This is a genomic window from Janthinobacterium sp. 1L-D-8-B-C4, assembly GCF_057291295.1.
Window position 1 is genome coordinate 626,976 of record NZ_JBXAVX010000001.1, and the last position, 19,186, is coordinate 646,161.

General features: G+C 62.2%; 20 protein-coding genes. 10 read left to right on the top strand and 10 right to left on the bottom strand.

Annotated features, from left to right (window positions below):
* The first annotated feature begins 86 nt into the window (after nucleotides 1-86).
* The 3 genes from AC0Z42_RS03000 (at nucleotide 87) to AC0Z42_RS03010 (ending at nucleotide 2,643) form a co-directional block, all read left to right on the top strand.
* Nucleotides 87-1,265, top strand: coding sequence for an acetyl-CoA C-acyltransferase (locus tag AC0Z42_RS03000; protein ID WP_485466739.1), 1,179 nt, complete (start codon nucleotides 87-89; stop codon nucleotides 1,263-1,265).
* Between the two features lie 61 nt (nucleotides 1,266-1,326).
* Complete coding sequence (locus tag AC0Z42_RS03005; protein WP_485466740.1) at nucleotides 1,327-1,629, top strand: Dabb family protein; 303 nt, start codon at nucleotides 1,327-1,329, stop codon at nucleotides 1,627-1,629.
* Between the two features lie 21 nt (nucleotides 1,630-1,650).
* A complete protein-coding gene (locus AC0Z42_RS03010; protein WP_485466741.1) occupies nucleotides 1,651-2,643 on the top strand; it encodes an NADP-dependent oxidoreductase in 993 nt (330 codons plus the stop codon).
* Between the two features lie 61 nt (nucleotides 2,644-2,704).
* Here the strand turns inward: AC0Z42_RS03010 and AC0Z42_RS03015 are convergent, their stop codons facing one another.
* Nucleotides 2,705-3,901, bottom strand: a complete 1,197-nt coding sequence (locus tag AC0Z42_RS03015; RefSeq protein ID WP_485466742.1) for an FAD-dependent monooxygenase — start codon at nucleotides 3,899-3,901, stop codon at nucleotides 2,705-2,707.
* Between the two features lie 126 nt (nucleotides 3,902-4,027).
* Between AC0Z42_RS03015 and AC0Z42_RS03020 the strand changes: the two genes are divergently transcribed.
* Both AC0Z42_RS03020 and AC0Z42_RS03025 read left to right on the top strand, forming a co-directional pair.
* Nucleotides 4,028-4,840, top strand: a complete 813-nt coding sequence (locus tag AC0Z42_RS03020; protein WP_485466743.1) for an AraC family transcriptional regulator — start codon at nucleotides 4,028-4,030, stop codon at nucleotides 4,838-4,840.
* Nucleotides 4,841-4,908: 68 nt separating this feature from the next.
* Nucleotides 4,909-5,334 carry a GNAT family N-acetyltransferase gene (locus AC0Z42_RS03025; protein WP_485466744.1) on the top strand — a complete coding sequence of 142 codons (426 nt, stop codon included), beginning with the start codon at nucleotides 4,909-4,911 and terminating at the stop codon, nucleotides 5,332-5,334.
* Nucleotides 5,335-5,407: 73 nt separating this feature from the next.
* On the opposite strand, the gene AC0Z42_RS03030 is transcribed toward AC0Z42_RS03025, so the two are convergent.
* The 6 genes from AC0Z42_RS03030 to AC0Z42_RS03055 form a co-directional block, all read right to left on the bottom strand.
* Entirely contained in the window at nucleotides 5,408-6,418 is a 1,011-nt protein-coding gene (locus AC0Z42_RS03030) for an ABC transporter permease subunit (protein WP_485466745.1), read from the bottom strand.
* A gap of 23 nt (nucleotides 6,419-6,441) precedes the next feature.
* Entirely contained in the window at nucleotides 6,442-7,941 is a 1,500-nt protein-coding gene (locus AC0Z42_RS03035) for a sugar ABC transporter ATP-binding protein (RefSeq protein ID WP_485466746.1), read from the bottom strand.
* A 76-nt stretch (nucleotides 7,942-8,017) separates the two neighbouring features.
* The gene (locus tag AC0Z42_RS03040) at nucleotides 8,018-8,953 is read right to left on the bottom strand and encodes an ABC transporter substrate-binding protein (protein WP_312438605.1); all 936 of its coding nucleotides are present in this window, start codon (nucleotides 8,951-8,953) and stop codon (nucleotides 8,018-8,020) included.
* Nucleotides 8,954-9,013: 60 nt separating this feature from the next.
* On the bottom strand, nucleotides 9,014-9,967 hold the full coding sequence (gene tal / locus AC0Z42_RS03045; RefSeq protein ID WP_485466747.1) for a transaldolase: 954 nt from the start codon (nucleotides 9,965-9,967) through the stop codon (nucleotides 9,014-9,016).
* A gap of 12 nt (nucleotides 9,968-9,979) precedes the next feature.
* Nucleotides 9,980-11,461 (bottom strand): xylulokinase, encoded by a 1,482-nt coding sequence (gene xylB / locus AC0Z42_RS03050; protein ID WP_485466779.1) that lies wholly within the window; start codon nucleotides 11,459-11,461, stop codon nucleotides 9,980-9,982.
* A 30-nt stretch (nucleotides 11,462-11,491) separates the two neighbouring features.
* On the bottom strand, nucleotides 11,492-12,493 hold the full coding sequence (locus AC0Z42_RS03055) for a LacI family DNA-binding transcriptional regulator (RefSeq protein ID WP_485466748.1): 1,002 nt from the start codon (nucleotides 12,491-12,493) through the stop codon (nucleotides 11,492-11,494).
* Nucleotides 12,494-12,719: 226 nt separating this feature from the next.
* Between AC0Z42_RS03055 and AC0Z42_RS03060 the strand changes: the two genes are divergently transcribed.
* Nucleotides 12,720-13,511, top strand: a complete 792-nt coding sequence (locus tag AC0Z42_RS03060) for a substrate-binding periplasmic protein (protein WP_485466749.1) — start codon at nucleotides 12,720-12,722, stop codon at nucleotides 13,509-13,511.
* A gap of 4 nt (nucleotides 13,512-13,515) precedes the next feature.
* On the opposite strand, the gene AC0Z42_RS03065 is transcribed toward AC0Z42_RS03060, so the two are convergent.
* The 3 genes from AC0Z42_RS03065 to ygfZ are packed head-to-tail and all read right to left on the bottom strand — an operon-like array spanning nucleotide 13,516 to nucleotide 15,618.
* Complete coding sequence (locus AC0Z42_RS03065) at nucleotides 13,516-14,253, bottom strand: NRDE family protein (RefSeq protein WP_485466750.1); 738 nt, start codon at nucleotides 14,251-14,253, stop codon at nucleotides 13,516-13,518.
* Nucleotides 14,244-14,534 (bottom strand): DUF4936 family protein, encoded by a 291-nt coding sequence (locus AC0Z42_RS03070; protein ID WP_485466751.1) that lies wholly within the window; start codon nucleotides 14,532-14,534, stop codon nucleotides 14,244-14,246. Before AC0Z42_RS03070 ends, AC0Z42_RS03065 begins: the two co-directional genes overlap by 10 nt.
* Before the next feature lie 7 nt (nucleotides 14,535-14,541).
* Nucleotides 14,542-15,618 (bottom strand): CAF17-like 4Fe-4S cluster assembly/insertion protein YgfZ, encoded by a 1,077-nt coding sequence (gene ygfZ / locus AC0Z42_RS03075; protein ID WP_485466752.1) that lies wholly within the window; start codon nucleotides 15,616-15,618, stop codon nucleotides 14,542-14,544.
* Nucleotides 15,619-15,805: 187 nt separating this feature from the next.
* Here ygfZ and mltG point away from each other — a divergent pair, with 187 nt between their 5' ends.
* From mltG to AC0Z42_RS03095, 4 genes are read left to right on the top strand one after another with little or no spacing between them, the layout of a single operon-like run.
* Nucleotides 15,806-16,792 (top strand): endolytic transglycosylase MltG, encoded by a 987-nt coding sequence (mltG, locus tag AC0Z42_RS03080; RefSeq protein WP_485466753.1) that lies wholly within the window; start codon nucleotides 15,806-15,808, stop codon nucleotides 16,790-16,792.
* A gap of 21 nt (nucleotides 16,793-16,813) precedes the next feature.
* Nucleotides 16,814-17,455, top strand: coding sequence for a dTMP kinase (gene tmk / locus AC0Z42_RS03085; RefSeq protein ID WP_485466754.1), 642 nt, complete (start codon nucleotides 16,814-16,816; stop codon nucleotides 17,453-17,455).
* A gap of 6 nt (nucleotides 17,456-17,461) precedes the next feature.
* Nucleotides 17,462-18,490, top strand: coding sequence for a DNA polymerase III subunit delta' (locus tag AC0Z42_RS03090; RefSeq protein ID WP_485466755.1), 1,029 nt, complete (start codon nucleotides 17,462-17,464; stop codon nucleotides 18,488-18,490).
* Between the two features lie 46 nt (nucleotides 18,491-18,536).
* The gene (locus AC0Z42_RS03095) at nucleotides 18,537-19,052 is read left to right on the top strand and encodes a GNAT family N-acetyltransferase (protein WP_485466756.1); all 516 of its coding nucleotides are present in this window, start codon (nucleotides 18,537-18,539) and stop codon (nucleotides 19,050-19,052) included.
* Nucleotides 19,053-19,186: the final 134 nt, after the last annotated feature.

Consider the following 19,186-nt stretch of genomic DNA (forward strand, 5'->3'; position numbering starts at 1 on the left):
TTTGCAAGGACTTTGCAAATTGCGAACGACCGTACTTATATATGCTATTCTCAATCACCTACTTACTATCACCCAGGAGACATAACATGAATCAAGCCGTCATCGTATCGACCGCCCGCACGGGCCTGGCCAAGTCCTGGAAGGGCGCGTTCAACATGACGCACGGCGCCACCATGGGCGGCCATGTGCTGGCCGCCGCGATTGCGCGCGCCGGCATCGAGGCAGGCGAAGTGGAAGACGTGCTGGCTGGTTGCGCCTTTCCCGAAGGCGCCACGGGCGGCAATATCGCGCGCCAGATCGCCCTGCGCGCCGGCTGCCCGGTCACCACCGGCGGCATGACGATCAACCGCTTTTGCTCCTCGGGCCTGCAGGCGATCGCCACCGCGGCGCAGCGCATCATCGCCGGTGAAGGCGATATCTATGCCGCTGGCGGGGTCGAGTCGATTTCCTGCGTGCAGAACGAAATGAACAAGCATATGTACCGCGAAGTGTGGCTGCAGGAAAACAAGCCGGCACTGTACTGGCCGATGCTGCAGACGGCCGAAACCGTCGCCCAGCGCTACAACATCTCGCGTGAACGCCAGGACCAGTACGGTGCGCAAAGCCAGCAGCGCGCAGCTGCCGCCCAGGCCGCCGGCCTGTTCGACGCGGAAATCGTGCCGATGACCACCACCATGGGCGTGGCCGACAAGGCCAGCGGCATGCTTACCACGCGCGAAGTGACGATATCAAGCGACGAAGGCATCCGGCTTGACACCACCTATGAAGGCGTGGCCAAGATCCGCCCGGCCATGCCGGGCGGCGTGATCAGCGCCGGCAACGCCAGCCAGTTTTCCGACGGCGCAGCGATGGCCATCGTGATGAACGCCAAAACCGCCGAAGCGAAGGGCCTGCAGCCGCTGGGCATCTTCCGCGGCTTTGCCGTGGCCGGCTGCGAACCGGACGAAATGGGCATCGGCCCGGTGTATGCGATCCCGAAACTGCTGAAAAAAGCCGGCTTGACGGTAGCCGATATCGGCCTGTGGGAGCTCAATGAAGCGTTTGCCGTGCAGGTGCTGTACTGCGCAGACACCCTGGGCATTCCGATGGACCGCCTGAACGTGAACGGCGGCGCAATTGCGGTAGGCCACCCTTACGGCGTATCGGGCGCGCGCCTGACCGGCCATGCGCTGATCGAAGGCAAGCGGCGCGGCGTGAAATACGTGGTCGTCACCATGTGCATCGGCGGCGGGCAGGGCGCGGCGGGATTGTTCGAAGTGCTCTAGCGTGCTGCAGGGCGGGCCGATAGCGGTTACAGTATCGGCTCCCTTTCCCTTTATCGCACCCATGATCAAGCACATCGTTTTCTGGAAACTCAAGGAGCACGCCGAAGGCGCCGACCGCGCCACCAATGCGCTCAAGCTGAAGGCCTTGCTCGACAGCTGTTCGGCTCTGGTACCCGGCATATTGAAATTCGAAGCGGCCGTGGCCCAGCCCGGCCTGGAGGCGACCTACGACATCGTGCTGTACAGCGAGTTCGACAGCCGCGAATCGCTCGACGCCTACCAGAACCATCCCGAACACGTGAAGATCAAGCCGTTTTTTGGCGCCGTGCGCGAAGCGCGCCAGTGCATGGATTACGAGATCTGAATCAACCGACAAGGAGCATACATGACCACCTTCCAACGCATCGTCCTTGCCTCGCGCCCGAAAGCCGAAGTCCAGCCCGACAACTTCCGCCTGGAAAGCGTCGAGATTCCCGCCATCCAGGATGGCGAACTGCTGGTGCGCAACCATTATCTGTCGCTCGATCCTTACATGCGTGGCCGCATGAGTGAAAGCAAGAGCTACGCCGCGTCGCAGGCGCTTGACGAGACCATGATAGGCGGCACCGTCGGCGAAGTGATCGAATCGAAGCATGCCAAATTTGCCGTTGGCGACACGGTCGTCGGCACCTTGGGCTGGGCCGAAGTGGCGGTGTCCGACGGCAGCATGCTGCGCAAGGTCGACACCAGCCACGTGCCGGAATCGGCCTACCTGGGCTCGGTCGGCATGCCCGGCATGACAGCCTGGTACGGCCTGAACCATATCATGGCGCCAAAAGCCGGTGAAACGGTGGTGGTGTCGGCCGCCAGCGGCGCGGTCGGCAGCGTGGTCGGCCAGCTGGCCAAGCTGAAAGGCTGCCGCGTGGTCGGCATTGCCGGCGGCCCGGAAAAATGCGCGTATGTGGTGGACGAACTGGGCTTTGACGCCTGCGTCGACTACAAGGCGGGCAACCTGGAAGCCGACCTGGAAGCGGCTACGCCAGACGGCATCGACGCCATCTTTGAAAACGTCGGCGGCAAGGTATTCGACGCCGCACTGGCGCGCACCAATGCGTTTGGCCGCATTGCACTGTGTGGCTGGATCGCCGGCTACAACGGCGAGCCGACCCCGGTCGACAATTTCCGCCTGATCCTGATCAACCGCCTGACGGTGCGCGGCTTTATCGTTTCCGAGCAGCCGGAACTGTGGCCGGAAGGCCTGGCCGAGCTGGGCAAGCTGGTGGCGGAAGGCAAATTGAAATTTCGCGAATCGATCGCCGAGGGGCTGGCGAATGCGCCGGAAGCGTTTATCGGTCTGTTGAAAGGCCGCAATTTCGGCAAGCAGCTGGTGAAGTTTTAACTGAGCTTGCCTGAAAAATGCACCATCGCGCTTCCAGTTCATGCTCCTGCAGCGCCCGCTGTCAATAGGGCGGGAGCGTGAAATCCTCGTCGATCTTGCGCGCTTGCGCCCTAGGGTTCGGTTTCAGCAGCGCCTGGATCAACGCGCTGCCGAAGAACCGTTGCAGCGTATGCGCGATGGCTATGCCGAAGCGCGTCTTCACGTGCATGAGGCGTATCAGCCGGGGGCTCAGCTCCTGCTGTGAACGCAGGACATACGGGCGCAAGATGCGTTCATAGGACTGGAAAGCCTGGGCATGGCTAGCGCACTTGCTGATCTCTCCGGCCAGCACATAGGCGCCCACCAGTGCCAGCGCCGTGCCCTTGCCCGTAAATGGCGTCGGGCAATGCGCCGCATCGCCCAGCAGGACCAGCCTGCCTTTTGACCAGGTCGATGCTTGCACCTGGCTCATCGGTCCGAAGTAGAAGTCCTGCACGGTACCGAGTTCGGCGATGATCCGGTCGGCAAGGCTGCCCCGGCCTGCCAGCGCCGCCAGCAGCATGTCGCGCCGCGATAGCGTCGACCGCCGCTGCGGGTCGGGTTCGCCGGCCGGAAAGGTGATCAGCACGGTAGTTTCCGTCGGGCCGCCAGGCCGCAGGTTGATCATGGTCCCGCCAATGCCGTTCACGGAGCAGGCCCACAAGTCGTCTTCCGGACGCCGGGGAATCTTGAAAAACGCCATGTAGGCGCCGAGGTAGCGCATGCGCGTGGCATCGGCAAGCGCCAGGTCGCGTGTCGACGAGCTCACGCCGTCGGCGCAGATCAGCAGCGCAAATTCTTCTGCCGAGCCGTCGGCAAAGGTCGCCCGCACACCATCCTCAAGCTCTTCAATGCCACTGACGGATGTGCCAAAACGATATTCGCAAGTGCTGCCGGTCGCATCGAACAAAATACGGGCGAAATCGCCGCGCAGGATTTCGAAATCGCTGGTCAGCCCACCGACGCTACCCTTTGGCAGAACAGCGACCACCTTGCCGGCCGCATCGAGCCACTTCTGTCCGCATTCCAGCGTGTTGCGCGCCTCAATCTGTTCCGCCAGGCCCATGCGCTTGATGACTTGCTGTCCTGCGCCTTTCACGTCGACGTTCTGGCCGCCGTCCCTGAGCGCGTCGGCCTTTTCGACGATGACCACCGAAAAGCCGTAGCGGGTCAGCCACCAGGCGCACGCCGGACCGGCGATGCCGGCGCCGCAGATCAGGATTTTCTTCGTTTGTTCCATGTGACAGCTTTCGTGGTTGTGATTTCAGCGCCCATGTTAGGCGCGCCACGTGTTGGCCACAATAATCCAGCAGGTCATGTTATATTGAATTCTTGCCATACTTGATTTCTCCTTGAAAGGTGCGCCATGCCTGTTTTCAGCGACGCTTCGTCGATCGAATGGGAGGATCCCGACTTCGTGCCCAGGCCGGTGGTCACGCTTGGCGCCGCTGGCGGCAATGACAGGCATCACATGGACAGCCGCGAGGAAGCGCATTTCCACCATCATCGAAAAGGTCAGTTCCTGCTCTGGATGCGCGGCGTGCTCACCTGCGAGGTCGACGGCGGCTTCTGGCTGGTGCCCCCAGGCAGCGCCATCTGGGTGCCCGGCGGGGTACAGCATCGCATGGAGGTGGCCGGCACGGTCGAGTGTTACGTGGTGTATGTCGATCCTGCTGCGGGCGACGCGTTGCCGCGGGCGTGCTGCACCTTGTCGACGACGCCGCTGCTGCGCGAGCTGGTGATCCGTTCAGCGGCATTGCCGATGCGCTACGAAGAGGGCGGCATGGCGTCACGGCTAATGACACTGCTGCTGGACGAGATGGCGCTGGCGCAGCCCGGGCAGGTTCATCTGCCCCTGACGACAGACAAACGGCTGCGCAAACTGGTCAAGTCGATCATGGCGCGTCCGTCCGAGCCGGGCAGCATCGAATCGTGGGCGCAGCGGATGGACGTCAGCGCACGCACGCTGTCACGCCTGGTGTCCCGGGAAACCGGCATGAGTTTCGGTCGCTGGCGCAGGCAGCTGCATATCCTGCTGGCCTTGCAATGGATGGCCAGGGGCGCCACGGTGCAGGACGTGGCAGACGGTCTCGGTTACGAGAACGCCAGCAATTTTGTGGTGATGTTTCGCAAGATTCTTGGTGAAACACCTGGGCGCTACCTGAAATCGAACGCTTGAGCCGCAGCACCTGCCAGGGCGTGGCAGGCCGTGCGACAATGGTGGCCTGTTTCCACTTTCACGCCATCATGAGCAACCATACTATCCGCCTCGGCGACTGGACCACCCTCGGGCCAGACGCCTCTTCAATCCGCTTTGAAGTCTTTGTCGATGAACAGAAGGTTCCCGCCGAGATCGAACTCGACGAGATGGACGCCGTCTGCCTGCACGCCGTTGCCTATGACAGGAACGGCCACGCCATCGGTACGGGCCGCTTGCTGCCCGACGGCCATATCGGCCGCATGGCCGTGCGCCAGAGCGGGCGCGGCACCGGCGTCGGCGGCGCCATTTTGCAACTGATTATGGAAAAAGCGCGCGAACGCGGCGATGCGGCGGTGGTGCTCAATGCCCAGACCGTGGCCGCGCCGTTCTATGCGCGCCATGGTTTTGTGCAGCAGGGGGATGAGTTTGATGAGGCGGGGATAGCGCATATTGAAATGCGGCTGGTGTTTTAACCGAACCCAAGAGCAAGGACTGGGGTCGGACCCTGAAGAAGGGTCCGACCCCGGCTGTTCAAGGGTTACGGGTTTAATTCTGCGCGTGCGACTGGCGCCATTTATCCAGTATCACCGCCAGCACGATGACCACGCCCTTGGCCACATACTGCCAGAACGACGACAGGCCCAGGATGGTCAGGCCGTTGTTCATCACGCCGATGATCAGGGCGCCGATCACGGTGCCCCAGACGGAACCGACGCCGCCCATCAGGCTGGTGCCGCCCAATACCACGGCAGCGATCGCGTCGAGCTCGTAGCCGGTGCCCCAGTTGCCGTTCGCTGCATACAGGCGGCTGGCCGACATGGCGCCGCCCAGACCGGCGAACAGGCCGCTGATCGTGTAGACAAACATCAGTACCAGGCCGACCTTGATGCCGGTCAAACGTGCCGCCTGGATATTGCCGCCGACTGCGTAGATATGCAGGCCCAGGGTGGTCTTGCGCAGGATAAACCACGTCAAAATCACCACCAGCGCGGCCAGCCAGATCAGCCACGGAATCGCCAGGAAGCTGCCATTGCCCATCCACTCGAAGCTCGGGATTTCCGTGTTCAGCACGCTGGTGCCGTCAGCCAGCAGATAGGCCGCGCCGCGCAGCGCCGTCATGGTGCCCAAAGTCACCACAAACGGGTTCAGGCCGACCAGCGCCACCAGCACGCCATTGAGCGCACCGAGCAGCAGGCCGACGATCAGGAAAGTGGGAATCGAGAAGCCGGCAAACTGCGCCGACAGCGACATCAGCATGCCGGCCACGGCCGACACCGCCAGCACCGAGCCGACGGAAAGGTCGATGCCGCTGGTAAGGATCACGAAGGTCATGCCGGAGGCCAGCACGATATTGATCGACACCTGGCGGAAGATATTCATGGTGTTGGTGCTGGTCATGAAGGTCGATTCGCCATCGGCCGAGAAATACACGGTCAGGCCGTACATGGCCAGGTAAAGCACCACCAGCACGGGCAGCATGCCCAGGCGGCGCATCAGGTTAGAGGCATTGAAAGGTTGGCGCGCGCTTGCCGCGCCGCCGGTGGTGGTAGTGGTCATGTTCATTCTCCGTTATTGATTTATCAAGCCGCGTCCAGATGGGTGGCGTAAGCGAGGATTTTTTCCTGCGTGATGTCGTCGCCCGTCACTTCGCCGGTCAGCCTGCCTTCGCACATCACCATCACCCTGTCGCAAATGCCGACCAGTTCGGCCAGTTCGCTGGAAATACACAGCACGGCCGTGCCCGCATCGGCCAGCTGGTGGATGATCTTGTAGATCTCGCTTTTCGCGCCGACGTCGACGCCGCGCGTGGGCTCGTCGAGGATCAGCACCTTCGGCTTGATCGCCAGCCAGCGCGCCAGCAGCACTTTTTGCTGGTTGCCGCCCGACAGGCCGCCGACGATGCCTTCCGGCCCCGATACTTTCACGTTCAGGCTGGTGATCGATTCACGCGTCAGTTTTGTCAGCGCGCGGCGGTCGACCACGCCGGCCGTTGCGTGCTGCGACAAAATATTCATCGACATGTTTTCCATCGCCGACAGCTGCATGAACAGGCCCAGGCTCTTGCGGTCTTCCGGCAGGTAGCCGATACCATGGCGTATTGCGGCCAGCGGTTCGGTAATATTGACTTCCTTGCCGTCGAGCCAGACCTGGCCCGATTGTTTCTTGTCGGCGCCAAAGATCAATCGCGCCAGTTCGGTGCGACCCGCGCCCACCAGGCCTGCCAGGCCCGTCACTTCGCCGGCATGCAGCACGAAGCTGGCCGGCCTGACCTTGCCGGCGCCGACGTTCTCCACCCGCAGGCGCTCGGCGCCGCGCGTGGTGCGCCTTTGGTGCGAATAAAAGTCGTCGGCGGGGCGGCCCACCATCATTTGCACGACTTTCTTCTGGTCGAGTTCATCCTTGCCCAGTTCGCCCACATAAGCGCCGTCGCGCAGCACCGTGATGCGGCGCGCCAGGCGTTCCACTTCGGCCATGCGGTGGCTGATGTAGAGGATGGCCAGGCCTTTGTCGCGCTGTTCTTCGATAATGCGGAACAATTGTTCGGTTTCACGGTCGGACAGGGCCGCCGTTGGCTCGTCCATGATCAGGATGCGGCTCTCGTGCACCAGAGCGCGGGCGATTTCCACCTGCTGCTGCTCGGCGATCGACAGGCTCGACACCATGGTGTCGGCATTGAAACGCGATCCCAGGTCAGCCAGGATGGCATTGGTGCGGGCGCGCATTTCGCCGCCCTTGACGGTCCAGAAAAGTCCCTTGGGCTCGCTGCCCATGAAGACGTTCTGCGCCACCGTCATGTTCTTGGCCACGCTCAGTTCCTGATAGATCAGGTTGATGCCCAGCGCGCGTGCCTCGCCCGGATTGCGGATCTTGATCGGCTTGCCGTCGAGGATGATTTCGCCGGCGTCCGGCGTGTAGACGCCGGACAAGATCTTCATCAGGGTACTTTTGCCGGCGCCGTTTTCGCCCATCACGGCATGGATTTCGCCGCTGCGCACCGTCAGGTGCACGCCGCGCAGCGCGCGCGTGGCGCCAAAGCGCTTCTCGATGCCGCGCATTTCAAAAATGATTTCGTCGCTCATGACTGTCCTTCCTTGCTTTGAAACTGGCGCCGCCTGCTCGCAAGCGGGCGGCGCCACGTGGTTCAGGTCAGCCAGATCAGTTCTTTACCCAGCCCGTGTAGGTAGCGACGTTTTCCTTGGTGATGGCCGGGGTCGGCAGCAGCACCATGGTTTGCTTCGGCGTACGACCGTTCATGATGTCGTAGCCCATCTGCACGGCGTCGGTGGCCATGCGGTACGGGTTTTGCGCCGAGGTGGCGGCAAACAGGCCGGCCTTGTTTTTCAGGGCGTTCTGGCCGTCCGGCGCGCCGTCGACGGCGGTGATCAGTTTCACGTCGGTGCGCTTGGCTTGCTTGATGGCCAGTTCGGCGCCAATGCCGGTAGGATCGTTGATGGCAAACACGCCATCGATCTTCGGATGGGCCGTCAGCAGGTTCGACATCACGGTCATGCCGCCGTCACGGCTGCCGCCGGCGTTCTGGTTGTCGGACAAGATCTTGATGTCCTTGAATGCAGCCAGGGTTTTCTTGCAGCCGTTGACGCGGTCGATCACGGAAGTGACCGGCGGGCCGTTCAGGATCACCACATTGCCTTTGCCGCCGATCTGCTTGGCCAGGTACGCGCACGAAACATCGCCGGCCATGGTGTTGTCGGACATCACGGTGGCCGAAGCGCCAACCGCGCCAACGTCAACGGCGATCACGATCACGCCGGCATTGCGCGCTTTCTTGATGGCCGGTGCGATGCCCTTGGAGTCGACGGCGTTGAGGATAATGATGTCGGTCTTGTTGGCGATAAAGTTTTCGATCTGGTCGACCTGGGTGTTCAAGTCGTATTTGCTCGACACGGTGGTTACTTTCACGCCAGCGCCGCCGATTTTCTTGGCGCTTTCTTCAGCACCGCGGCCAATCGCCACGAAAAACGGGTTGGCCAGGTCACCCACGCTCACGCCGATCGATTTCAATGGCTTGTCGGCAGCAAAAGCGCTGCAGGCGGCGGACAACAGCAAGGTGGCGGTAATTACTTTTTTCATGAGAATCTCCAAGGGTTCTTATTGTCAAAAACAAAGGGTACTGCGGGTGAAAACAATTTCTCAGGCTGCCAGACGCAGCGCTTCGATCATCTTGTCGAGCTTGGCTGCATCGACGGCGAAACCACGAATGCCTTCGGCCAGCTTTTCGGTCGCCATCGCGTCCTCGTTCAGGGCGTAGCGGAAAGCCGCTTCGTCGTAGCTGATGGCCGCTTGCGGCGCGCCATGCTCCTTGCCCAGCGCGGGTTCGAACGGCTCCTCGGACGCTTCGAGCTTGGCCAGCAAGTCCGGGCTGATGGTCAGCAGGTCGCAGCCGGACAGGGCCGTGATCTGGCCCGTATTGCGAAAACTCGCGCCCATCACCTGGGTCGCGATGCCATGCTGCTTGTAATACTGGTAGATGCGGGTGACCGACTGCACGCCCGGATCGTTGGACAGCGAACGGGCCGCTTCGTCCCACGCTGCACCGAGCGACTTCTTGTGCCAGTCGTAGATACGGCCCACAAAAGGCGAAATCAGACGCACTTTGGCGTCGGCGCAGGCCACTGCCTGGCAGAACGCAAACAGCAAGGTCAGGTTGCAGAAGATGCCGTCCGCTTCCAGTTCGCGCGCGGCCTGGATGCCTTCCCAGGTGGCGGCGATCTTGATCAGCACGCGTTCGCGGGTGATGCCGGCCGCTTCATACAGGGCGATCAGGCGGCGCGCACGGGCCACGGTGGCGGAGCGGTCAAAGCTCAGGCGGGCATCGACTTCGGTCGACACGCGGCCCGGTACCACTTTCAAGATTTCCAGGCCAAAACGCACCAGCACCTGGTCGACGATATCGTCGAGCGCAGCGGCCTTGTGCTCGGCAACCGTGCTGGCCAGCAAGGGCGCGTATTCCGGCTGCAGCACGGCTTTCAGGATCAGGGACGGATTGGTGGTCGCGTCTTGCGGCGCAAAACGGGCCAATTGCAGGAAATCGCCAGTGTCGGCGACAACCGTGCTCGCTTGCTTCAGTTGTTGCAGTTGATTCATCGTGACTTGTCCTTAAGTAGACGACAGTTGATGCAGGGCCTGAACGGCAGGAAAAAGGCTGCGGTATTTGTTATAGCGGATGCTCAAAGCCGCATATTGCGCCGCATCCGGTGCGAAGCTATTCTTGATCGGCAATCCCGTTGCCAGCAGCGCCGTTTCGCCGATCGCGGCAAAGCCGAGCTTGGCTGCGCCCATGCTGGCCGACAATTCGCTGTTGTGCAGGGTGCGCATTTCGCGGCCCAGCACATTGGCCAGCAATTGCGCCCAATACTGGCTGCGCGCGCCGCCGCCTACCAGCAGGCAGTGCGGCACGGTGGCGCCGGTCGACATGACGGCGGCCATCGCGTCGCGCAAGGCAAACGCCACGCCTTCCAGTACAGCATAGCCAAGCTGCGCCGGATTGCTATCATGGCCCAGCTGTAAAAACGCACCGCGCACTTGCGGGTCGTTGTGCGGCGTGCGTTCGCCCGACAGATAAGGCAGGAACAGCGGCGCCTCGGGCGACACTGTCTGGCTCAAGGGGATGTCGGCCTCGACCAGCGCCAGCAGCGCCGCTTCGCCGGCCTGGTTCAGCACGCCGGTGGCCCAGCGCAAACAGCTGGCGCCCGACAAAATGGCGCCCATCGCGTACCAGCGGCCGGGCAGGGCGTGGCAAAAGCTGTGCACGCCGCCGTTGGGATTGCCCAGAGGCTGTTCGGTGACCGAGACGATGGCGGCGCTGGTGCCGAGCGAAATAAAGCTGTCGCCCGCATTGACGGCGCCGATGCCCACCGCCGAGACCGGATTATCGCCGCCGCCGCCGGCCACCACCACGTTCTGTGGCAAACCCAGGCGCCTGGCGATAGCCTCCAGCACGGTGCCGGTGGCGGCATCGCCTTCGACCAGTGGCGGCAATTGTGCCAGCCGCAAGCCGCAAGCTTCGACGATCGGGGCGAACCAGGCGCGGCGCGCCTCGTCCAGCCACAAGGTGCCGGCCGCGTCGGACATGTCGGTGATTTTTTGGCCCGTCAGGCGCAGGCGCAGATAGTCTTTCGGCGACAGGACGCAATCGACGACGGCGAACGCCTGCGGTTCGTGTTTTTGCAGCCACAGCAGTTTTGGCGCGGTCAGGCCGGCCATCGCCAGGCTGCCCGTCACGTCGGCAAACGCCGGGTACTCGTGCGCCAGCTGCGCCGCCTCAAGATGGGCGCGCGCGTCGTTCCACAGGATGGCCGGACGGATGCAGGCGTTATCGCAGTCGAGCAGCACCGCGCCATGCATCTGGCCCGACAGGCCGATGCAGGCAATTGCCGCATACTCGTCAGGAGAGGCTGCGCGCAGCTGCGCCAGGGCCGCCACGCAGGCATCCCACCAGTCCTGCGGCGCCTGCTCGGACCAGCCCGGGTGCGGGCGCGACACGTCGAGCCGTACCGAAGCCTGGCCGCGGATGGCGCCGTGACTGTCCATCAGCACGGTTTTCAGTTCGGAGGTACCGAGATCGATACCGAGGGAAATTTTGTTGGTCATGGTCTTCAGGTAAGGGAATCAGGAACAGCCACACGAGTTGCGCACGCGCAGCACCGGCGACAAACGCTGCACGTATTGCGCGCGCTGTGGCTGGGCCAGGCGCTCGATCAGCAGGTCGACCGCCATCGCGCCCAACTCTTCGAGCGGCTGGGCCATCACGGTCAGGCGCGGGCTGAAGTAATCGGCCCAGTCGAAATCATCGAAGCCGGCCAGCGCCACATCTTGCGGCACGGCCACATGGGCGTCGCGCAGCGCATGCATGGTGCCGATGGTCATCAGGTTATTGCCGGCGACAATCGCCGTCGGCCGCTGCGCCAGCGCCAGCAGTTCGCGCGTGGCCGCGCCACTGCGCTCGAGATTGGAATGGCCCCATTGCAGCAGGGCAGGATCGAACGGCAGGCCGGCGCGCTGGAGCGCCAGGCGATAGCCTTCGATGCGCTCGTCGGTCGTCGACAGGCCCGGCGCGCCGGCGATAAAGCCGATGCGGCGGTGGCCGTGCACCGCGATCAGATGGCTGACCAGCTCGCACGTGGCTTCAATATTTTCCACGCCGACCTGGTCGAACGCCTGCGGCGACATGCGGTCCACCAGTACCGACGCGATCTTGTTACTTTGAAGGTATGCCAGTGCGCGGCCCTGCGGATCGCCCGATGGCGCCAGCACGATGCCGTCGACCCGGCGCTGGTGCAAGTTCTGCACCACTTTGAGTTCCTGCTCGGGGTCGTCATGGGTATCGGAAAACAGCATCATCAGGCCATGGCGCGTGCAAGCGGCCTCGATGGCGCGCACGGTTTCGCTGAAATAATGATTGGTAAAGGCAGAGATCGCCACGCCGATGGTGCCGGAAGACGAGCCGGCCAGGGCGCGCGCCAGCATATTGGGCACATAGCCAATCTGCTGCATCGCCGTGTTGACAGCGGCGACGGTTTTCGGGCTGACCTTGCGGGTGCCGTTGAGCACGTGCGAGACGGTCGACAGCGATACGTCCGCCGCCCGTGCTACATCTTCCATGGTGGCCATGGTGTCTCCTGGTGTTCTGTTTTTATTTTTATGCTGTTGATGTACGGCTTGGGCCGCGTTTGATGCCATCCTAAACAAAAGAAAGCGCTTGCGCAAGCGCTTTCTTTTTAGCGAACGCTTGCTCTTCGGCTGTTTTGTTCGATGTTTCCTGATGGGAATGGTGTATCGTGCACACTATTGCCCGGCTTGCTGGCAAGGGATGGAGAACGCTCAGGTGATGGATAAAATGAAGCTGACAAGGCGGCATATCAATGCAGCGGCAGTCCTGGCGCTGCTGGGCCTTGCCTGTGCTGGCCGTTCTGCTGCGCAAATGGCACCATCGGCAGAGATACCGCGCCTGATGCTGGTGACTGAGGAATTCGAACCGTTCAATTATATCGAGCAAGGCAAGCTGACTGGCTACAGCGTGGAAGTGGCGCGTGCGCTGGTCGGGCGTGCCGGCATGGCTTACAGCATGTCGGCCTATCCGTGGGCGCGCGCCTACCGCATGGCGCAACAATTGCCCAATGTGCTGATCTTCAGCCTGGCGCGCACGCCGGCGCGCGAAAAGCAGTTCCAGTGGATCGCCCCGCTGGCGCGGCGCCAGGTGTATCTGTATCAGTTGAGCCGTCGCAGCGACATTACGCTGCGCAGCCTGGACGACCTGCCGCGCTATATCACCTCGGTGAACCGCGACGATATTGCGCACACGCAGCTGGCGGCGCTGGGCCTGGCACAGAAAGGGCGGCTGGACCTGACCAACAATGCGCTGTCAGGCATGAATAAATTGCTGGTGGGGCGGGTCGACCTGATCGTCGGCAATCCGCACTCCATCCGCAGCCTGTGCGCCAGCGCCGGCGTGCCGGAGAGCGTTGTCAAGCGCACCATCTTGCTGTCCGACGATTCCGATTATTACGTGGCAGCCAGCCTGGGCACGCCGCTCGCCACCGTCGAGCGCCTGCGCGAGCAGTATCGCCAGCTGCGCGGCACGCCTTTCCTGCACCAGCTGGCCGCGCGCTACCATGTGGCACTACGTTAGTGGCTTACTGCACCAGCAATTCGTGCAACTCGCCCGGCGCGTCGGGGAACAGCTTGACTACCGTCGAGGTGCGCGTGCCGTAACCGGGCGTTTCGATGCAGACGGCCGACAATACCCGTTCCAGGTCCAGCGGCACGCCGGTGTCCGGCAGGCGGAAGTCCGGCGCGCGGGTGGTATCGGCCAGCATTTCGAAATAGGCGTCGTCGGGCGCGCCCAGACACATCAGGCTGGCGAACTGTGCCTTGGTTTTCAGCACCTTGGGCCAGGGCGCGTCGAGCAGGGCGTTCGACAGGCCGTAAATGCCCGGTGCCAAAGGCTGGCCATTGCGCGGGTCGCCGTCGCCGCGGTTGGAAAACCAGATCAGGGTAGTGGCGTCGCCCAGCACCAGGTTGTAACCGTTGTAGGCAGCGCAGCCGGGACGGATCTGCGCGATATAGTCCTCGGCCGACATCGAGCCGGCCAGGTAGTCGGCCACCAGCGCGCCGCGTGACGGCGCATCGGCGCGGTGGTCTTGCGGGCTGCGGATATTCGTGATGGCGGCAAAGCGCGAGGCGCCGCCCGCAACCTGGGTGATGCCCATCCAGCTGCCGCCGGCCTGCAGGTCGCGGCCCGCATACACTTGCGGGTGTTCCGGCCAGCTGCCGGCCGGGGCGCTGGCGCGTTCATAGAATTCGTCGCGGTTGGCGGCGGCAATCAGCGGTACGTGCGGATTGACTTTCCAGGCAAAAACGATCAGGCACATGGGGGCAGGTCCATGAAGGTTTCCACATGGCGCCCGCCGGCCGTCAGACTCAGCAAGCCGGCTTCGTCGGCGGCTGCCGCCAGCTGGCCGGCAAAGCCTTCGCCGACCACCGGGTAGATTTCCATCCAGGTCTGCAAGCCGTCACGGGTTTCCGGGCGGCGCTTCAGCTGCGGCGACACGCCCGAGTCGGCCGCCAGTTTTGCTTGCAAGGAACGCACGCGCGCTTCCAGCGCCTGCGCATGCTCTTCTTTTACCTGGTAATAGATATACAAGTCTTTCATGGCATTCTCACAGGTCGAGTGCGTCGAGCACATACGGCATGGCCAGGAAGCGCAGCGGCGCGCCTTCGCTTGAGCCGAGGCGCACCGCGCCTGGCGTGCTTGCGCCTTCTTCGATGGCCGCCAGCTTCATTTCCACCAGCGCATCGACGCCGCCTGCGCCATTGGCCGCCGCGTTGACGATCATGCCGCATGGCTGCTGCGGGTCGCTGACGGCAAACAGTTCGGCGCCGGGCCTGGCTTGTTCGCTATCGATGCTGACCAGCGTGGTACGGCGCTTGAGCTTGCCCAGATACTGGCTGCGCGCGACGATTTCCTGGCCCGGATAGCAGCCCTTCTTGAAATTGACGCCACCCAGCAATTCAAAATTGACCATCTGCGGCACAAACTGCTCTTGCGTCGCCTGGGTAATCTGCGGCAAACCGGCATGGATTTCCGACAACTGCCAGGCCTCATTGCCGCCCTTGGCGAGCTTTTCGGACAATTGGGGCCAGGCGGCTTCGGCATTGGCGGCGGAAGTGAGCCATTGATAGCGCGGCAGGCCAAACGCATCGGCCACGCGCAGCAGGGTGCCGGCATTGCCATCGACCTTGCTGAACGGCGCGGCTGGCAGGCTGTCGAACCATTGTGGCAACACGGCCGAGGCGTGCCTGCCGCCCAGGCCCAGGATCACCTGGTTGGCCTCATCCATGCTGGCGTCATGCAGCTTGGCCTTGGCCCGCAGCACGAACATCTGCAAGCGTTTCTGGATCGGCGCCTGGATGCCGCGCGAGACCTGCAGGTAGACGGTGCTGGCGTTTCGCCACATCAGAAAGCTGGCCAGCAAGCGGCCTTTCGGCGTGCAATAGCCGGCCAGGCGCACTTGCTCCTGGTCCAGGTGCTCCACGTCATTGGTCAGCTGGGCGTGCAAAAAGCTGGCAGCGTCGTCGCCGCTCACGCCGATCAGGCCCTGGTCGGTAATCGGCGCAACAAAGCCGTCCTGCAATTGGGCCACGCTCAAGGCGGTGCCAAAATCGGCAATCGCGGCCTCGCCGGTGTCGGCATGGCGGGCGCCTTGCGCCAGTAAAAATTGATTCCAGTTATTCATAATTTCCATTAGATCAGCAATTAAGCATTATGATTACGGGTTCATTATAGTGATGTCGCGTCAAACGCGTCGGCAACGGACAGAATCGTCCGGTTAGCGGCGCTTTCAGCGGGTTTTATTCACAAATGAAAGATCATGGTCAGCGCGCCCTTGACCTTGCTTGGCGCGCATCACAAGAATCGGAACAATGGCTTTCTTCAAAAAACTTGTAGTCTGTACCGTCATCGCCGCGATCGGCTTTGGCGCCACCTTTGTGTACTGGGCCGGGCAGCCCATCACGACTGAAGGCGAGGCGATCCCGTTCGCGATCCTGCCCGGCAGCGGCGCGCATGCAGCCGGCCAGCAGATTGCCGACGCCGGCATCCCGATCGAACCATTGCTGTTCAACCTGCTGGCCCGCATCGAAGGCAAGACCTCGAAGATCAAGGCCGGTTCCTATGAACTCAAGCCCGGCACTTCGCCGCAGCGCCTGATCACGCAACTGGCGCGCGGCGAATTCGCGCAGGAGTCGCTGACCATCATCGAAGGCTGGACCTTCAAGCAGATGCGCCAGGTGATGGCGATCCATCCTGGCCTCAAGCATGATACGGCGCAACTGAGCGACCGCGAGTTGATGGCGAAGATCAGCCCCGAATATCCGCAGCCCGAAGGCTTGTTCTTCCCCGATACCTATCTGTTCGCCAAGGGCGCGAGCGAGATGCAGATCTTCAGGCAGGCGCATGTGGCGATGATCGCCCGCCTGTCCGAAGCGTGGAACAAGCGCGATCCGGCCTTGCCCTACAAGAATCCGTATGAAGCGTTGACCATGGCCTCTATCGTGGAAAAGGAAACCGGGCAAAAGTCCGAGCGCGCCATGATCGCCGGCGTGTTCGTCAACCGCCTGAAGACCGGCATGCTGCTGCAGACCGACCCGACCGTCATCTACGGCATGGGCGATGCTTACCAGGGCAAGATCCGCAAGCGCGACCTGGAGGCGGACACCCCGTACAATACCTATACGCGCGGCGGCTTGCCACCCACGCCGATCGCCTTGCCCGGCGCCCAGTCGCTGACGGCCGCGCTGGCGCCGGCCCGTACCGAGGCCTTGTATTTCGTCGCGCGCGGCAATGGCACCAGCGAGTTTTCAAATAACTTGCCGGACCATAATCGCGCCGTCAACAAGTATCAACGTTAACATTTCAAGATAAGTTGCTTCATGACTCAGCTACCTACCGCCCGTTTCATCACCTTCGAAGGCATCGATGGCGCGGGCAAATCGACCCATATCGGCTTTGTTGCCGACTATTTGCGCCAGCGCGGCGTGCCACTGGTGTCGTCGCGCGAACCGGGCGGCACCAGCCTGGGCGAAAAGCTGCGCGAACTGCTGCTGCATGAAAAAATGCACCTGGAAACAGAAGCCCTGCTGATGTTTGCCAGCCGCCGCGAACATATCGCGCAAGTGATCGCACCCGCCCTGGCGCGTGGCGAGTGGGTCATTTCCGACCGTTTTACCGACGCCAGCTTTGCCTACCAGGGTGGCGGGCGCGGCATGGACCTGCGCAAGATGGAAGCGCTGGAAGACTGGGTGCATCCACACCTGCAGCCGGACTTGACCTTTCTGTTCGACGTGCCGCTGGCCGTTGCCAGGGCGCGCCTGGACGCCACCCGCTCGCTCGACAAGTTTGAACAGGAACAGGCCGGTTTTTTCGCCGCCACGCGCAATGAATACCTGCGCCGCGCGGCGCAGTTTCCGCAGCGTTTTCGCATCATCGATTCCACGCAAAGCATCGCCGATATTCAAGTCGAACTGGCAAAACTGCTTGATGTGTTGCTTGAGAATAGTTCTGTAAGTGATTGATTGAAAATGACTAGTTCACTCTACCCCTGGCAGCAGGACGCGTGGCGGCAACTGCAGGCGCTGCGCCCGCGCATGCCGCACGCCATTTTGTTCCATGGTGCGCAAGGCATCGGCAAGGCCGACTTCATCGAGCATTTCGCCCAGGCCCTGCTGTGCGAAGACATGCGCGCCGACGGCCATGCATGCGGCGCCTGCGCTTCCTGCGGCTGGTTCGTACAGGGCAACCATCCCGACTACCGCCGCGTGCGCCCTGAAGCGCTGGAAGACGACTTGCCCGAGGACGGCGAAGGCGAGGAAACCGCCAAAAAAAGCGCCAAGACCAAAACGCCGTCAAAAGACATCAAGATCGAGCAGATCCGCAACCTGGCCGACTTCATGAATATCTCCACCCACCGCCAGGGCTTGCGCGTGGTGGTGCTGTATCCGGCCGAGGCGCTCAATACGCCGGCCTCGAACGCCTTGCTGAAAACACTGGAAGAGCCGCCGCCGGGCACCGTGTTCCTGCTGGCATCGAACAGCCTGGACCGCCTGCTGCCGACGATTTTGTCGCGCTGCCGCAAGTTTGCCTTGCCGATGCCCAGCCACGAACAGGCGCTGGCCTGGTTGAAAACCCGGGGTTTGAGCGACGCCGACAGCTGGCTGCGCGAACAGGGCGGAGCGCCCTTGGCGGCGCTGGCCCAGTCCGAATCGGGTGGCCGCGAAGAAACCGAACAGCTGTTGCAGGTGCTGGCCCACCCTGGCGTGGAAGCGGCCCTGAAAGCTGCCGACAAGCTGCAGAAGTCGCCCTTGGTGCCGCTGGTGGCGTCCTTGCAGCGCTGGCTGTATGACGTGTTTTCCTGCAAGCTGGCCGGTACCATACGCTACTATCCGCGCCACCGGCGCGAGCTTGAAGCGCTGGCTGCGCGCATTAATATCAGCCGCCTGATGGCCGCCATCAAGGCCGCCAACGAGCGGCGCGCAATTGCCGATCATCCGCTGTCGCCGAAGCTTTTCCTTGAAGACATGCTGCTAGAATATACTTCAAGTTGCCAGTAATTCGTCTTTTAAAACAAACACTTGCCATTCATAGTTGATACATCACATGAGCTATCGCCACCGCATTGCCACCCTGGCCGACTTGCCTGCCATTGTCGCCATCTATAACACCACCATTGCTTCGCGGGAAGTTACCGCCGATACGGAGCCGGTCACGGTCGAGTCGCGCCTGGCCTGGTTTCACGAGCATACGCCGCAGAAGCGGCCCTTGTGGATCATCGAGTCTGCCGATGATCTGTCGGATGCGCCGGCGACCTTGGGGTGGTTGTCTTACTCGAATTTTTACGGCCGTCCTGCGTATTCCGGCACGGCCGAGTTGTCGGTCTATATTGCGCCGGAGGCGAGGGGCAAGGGGATTGGCGCTTATGGTTTGACCGAGGCGATTGCGCATGCGCCGTCCGTTGGTGTGCATACTGTATTAGGATTTATTTTTGGGCATAATGCGCCGTCGCTGGGCTTGTTTCGCAAGTTTGGGTTTGAGGAGTGGGCGAATTTGCCGAAGGTGGCTAATCTTGATGGCGTAGAACGGGATCTGATTATTCTCGGCAAGCGGGTAGGCTGAATCTAGGTAACCCTGAACAACATCTGGGGTCAGACCCTTAGGGTGTATAGCCGGGACACATAGGTAACACTTGTCGGGAGACATGGGTAACACCTTTTATGATGATTGCACCGCCACCAACTGGAGCGTGCAAT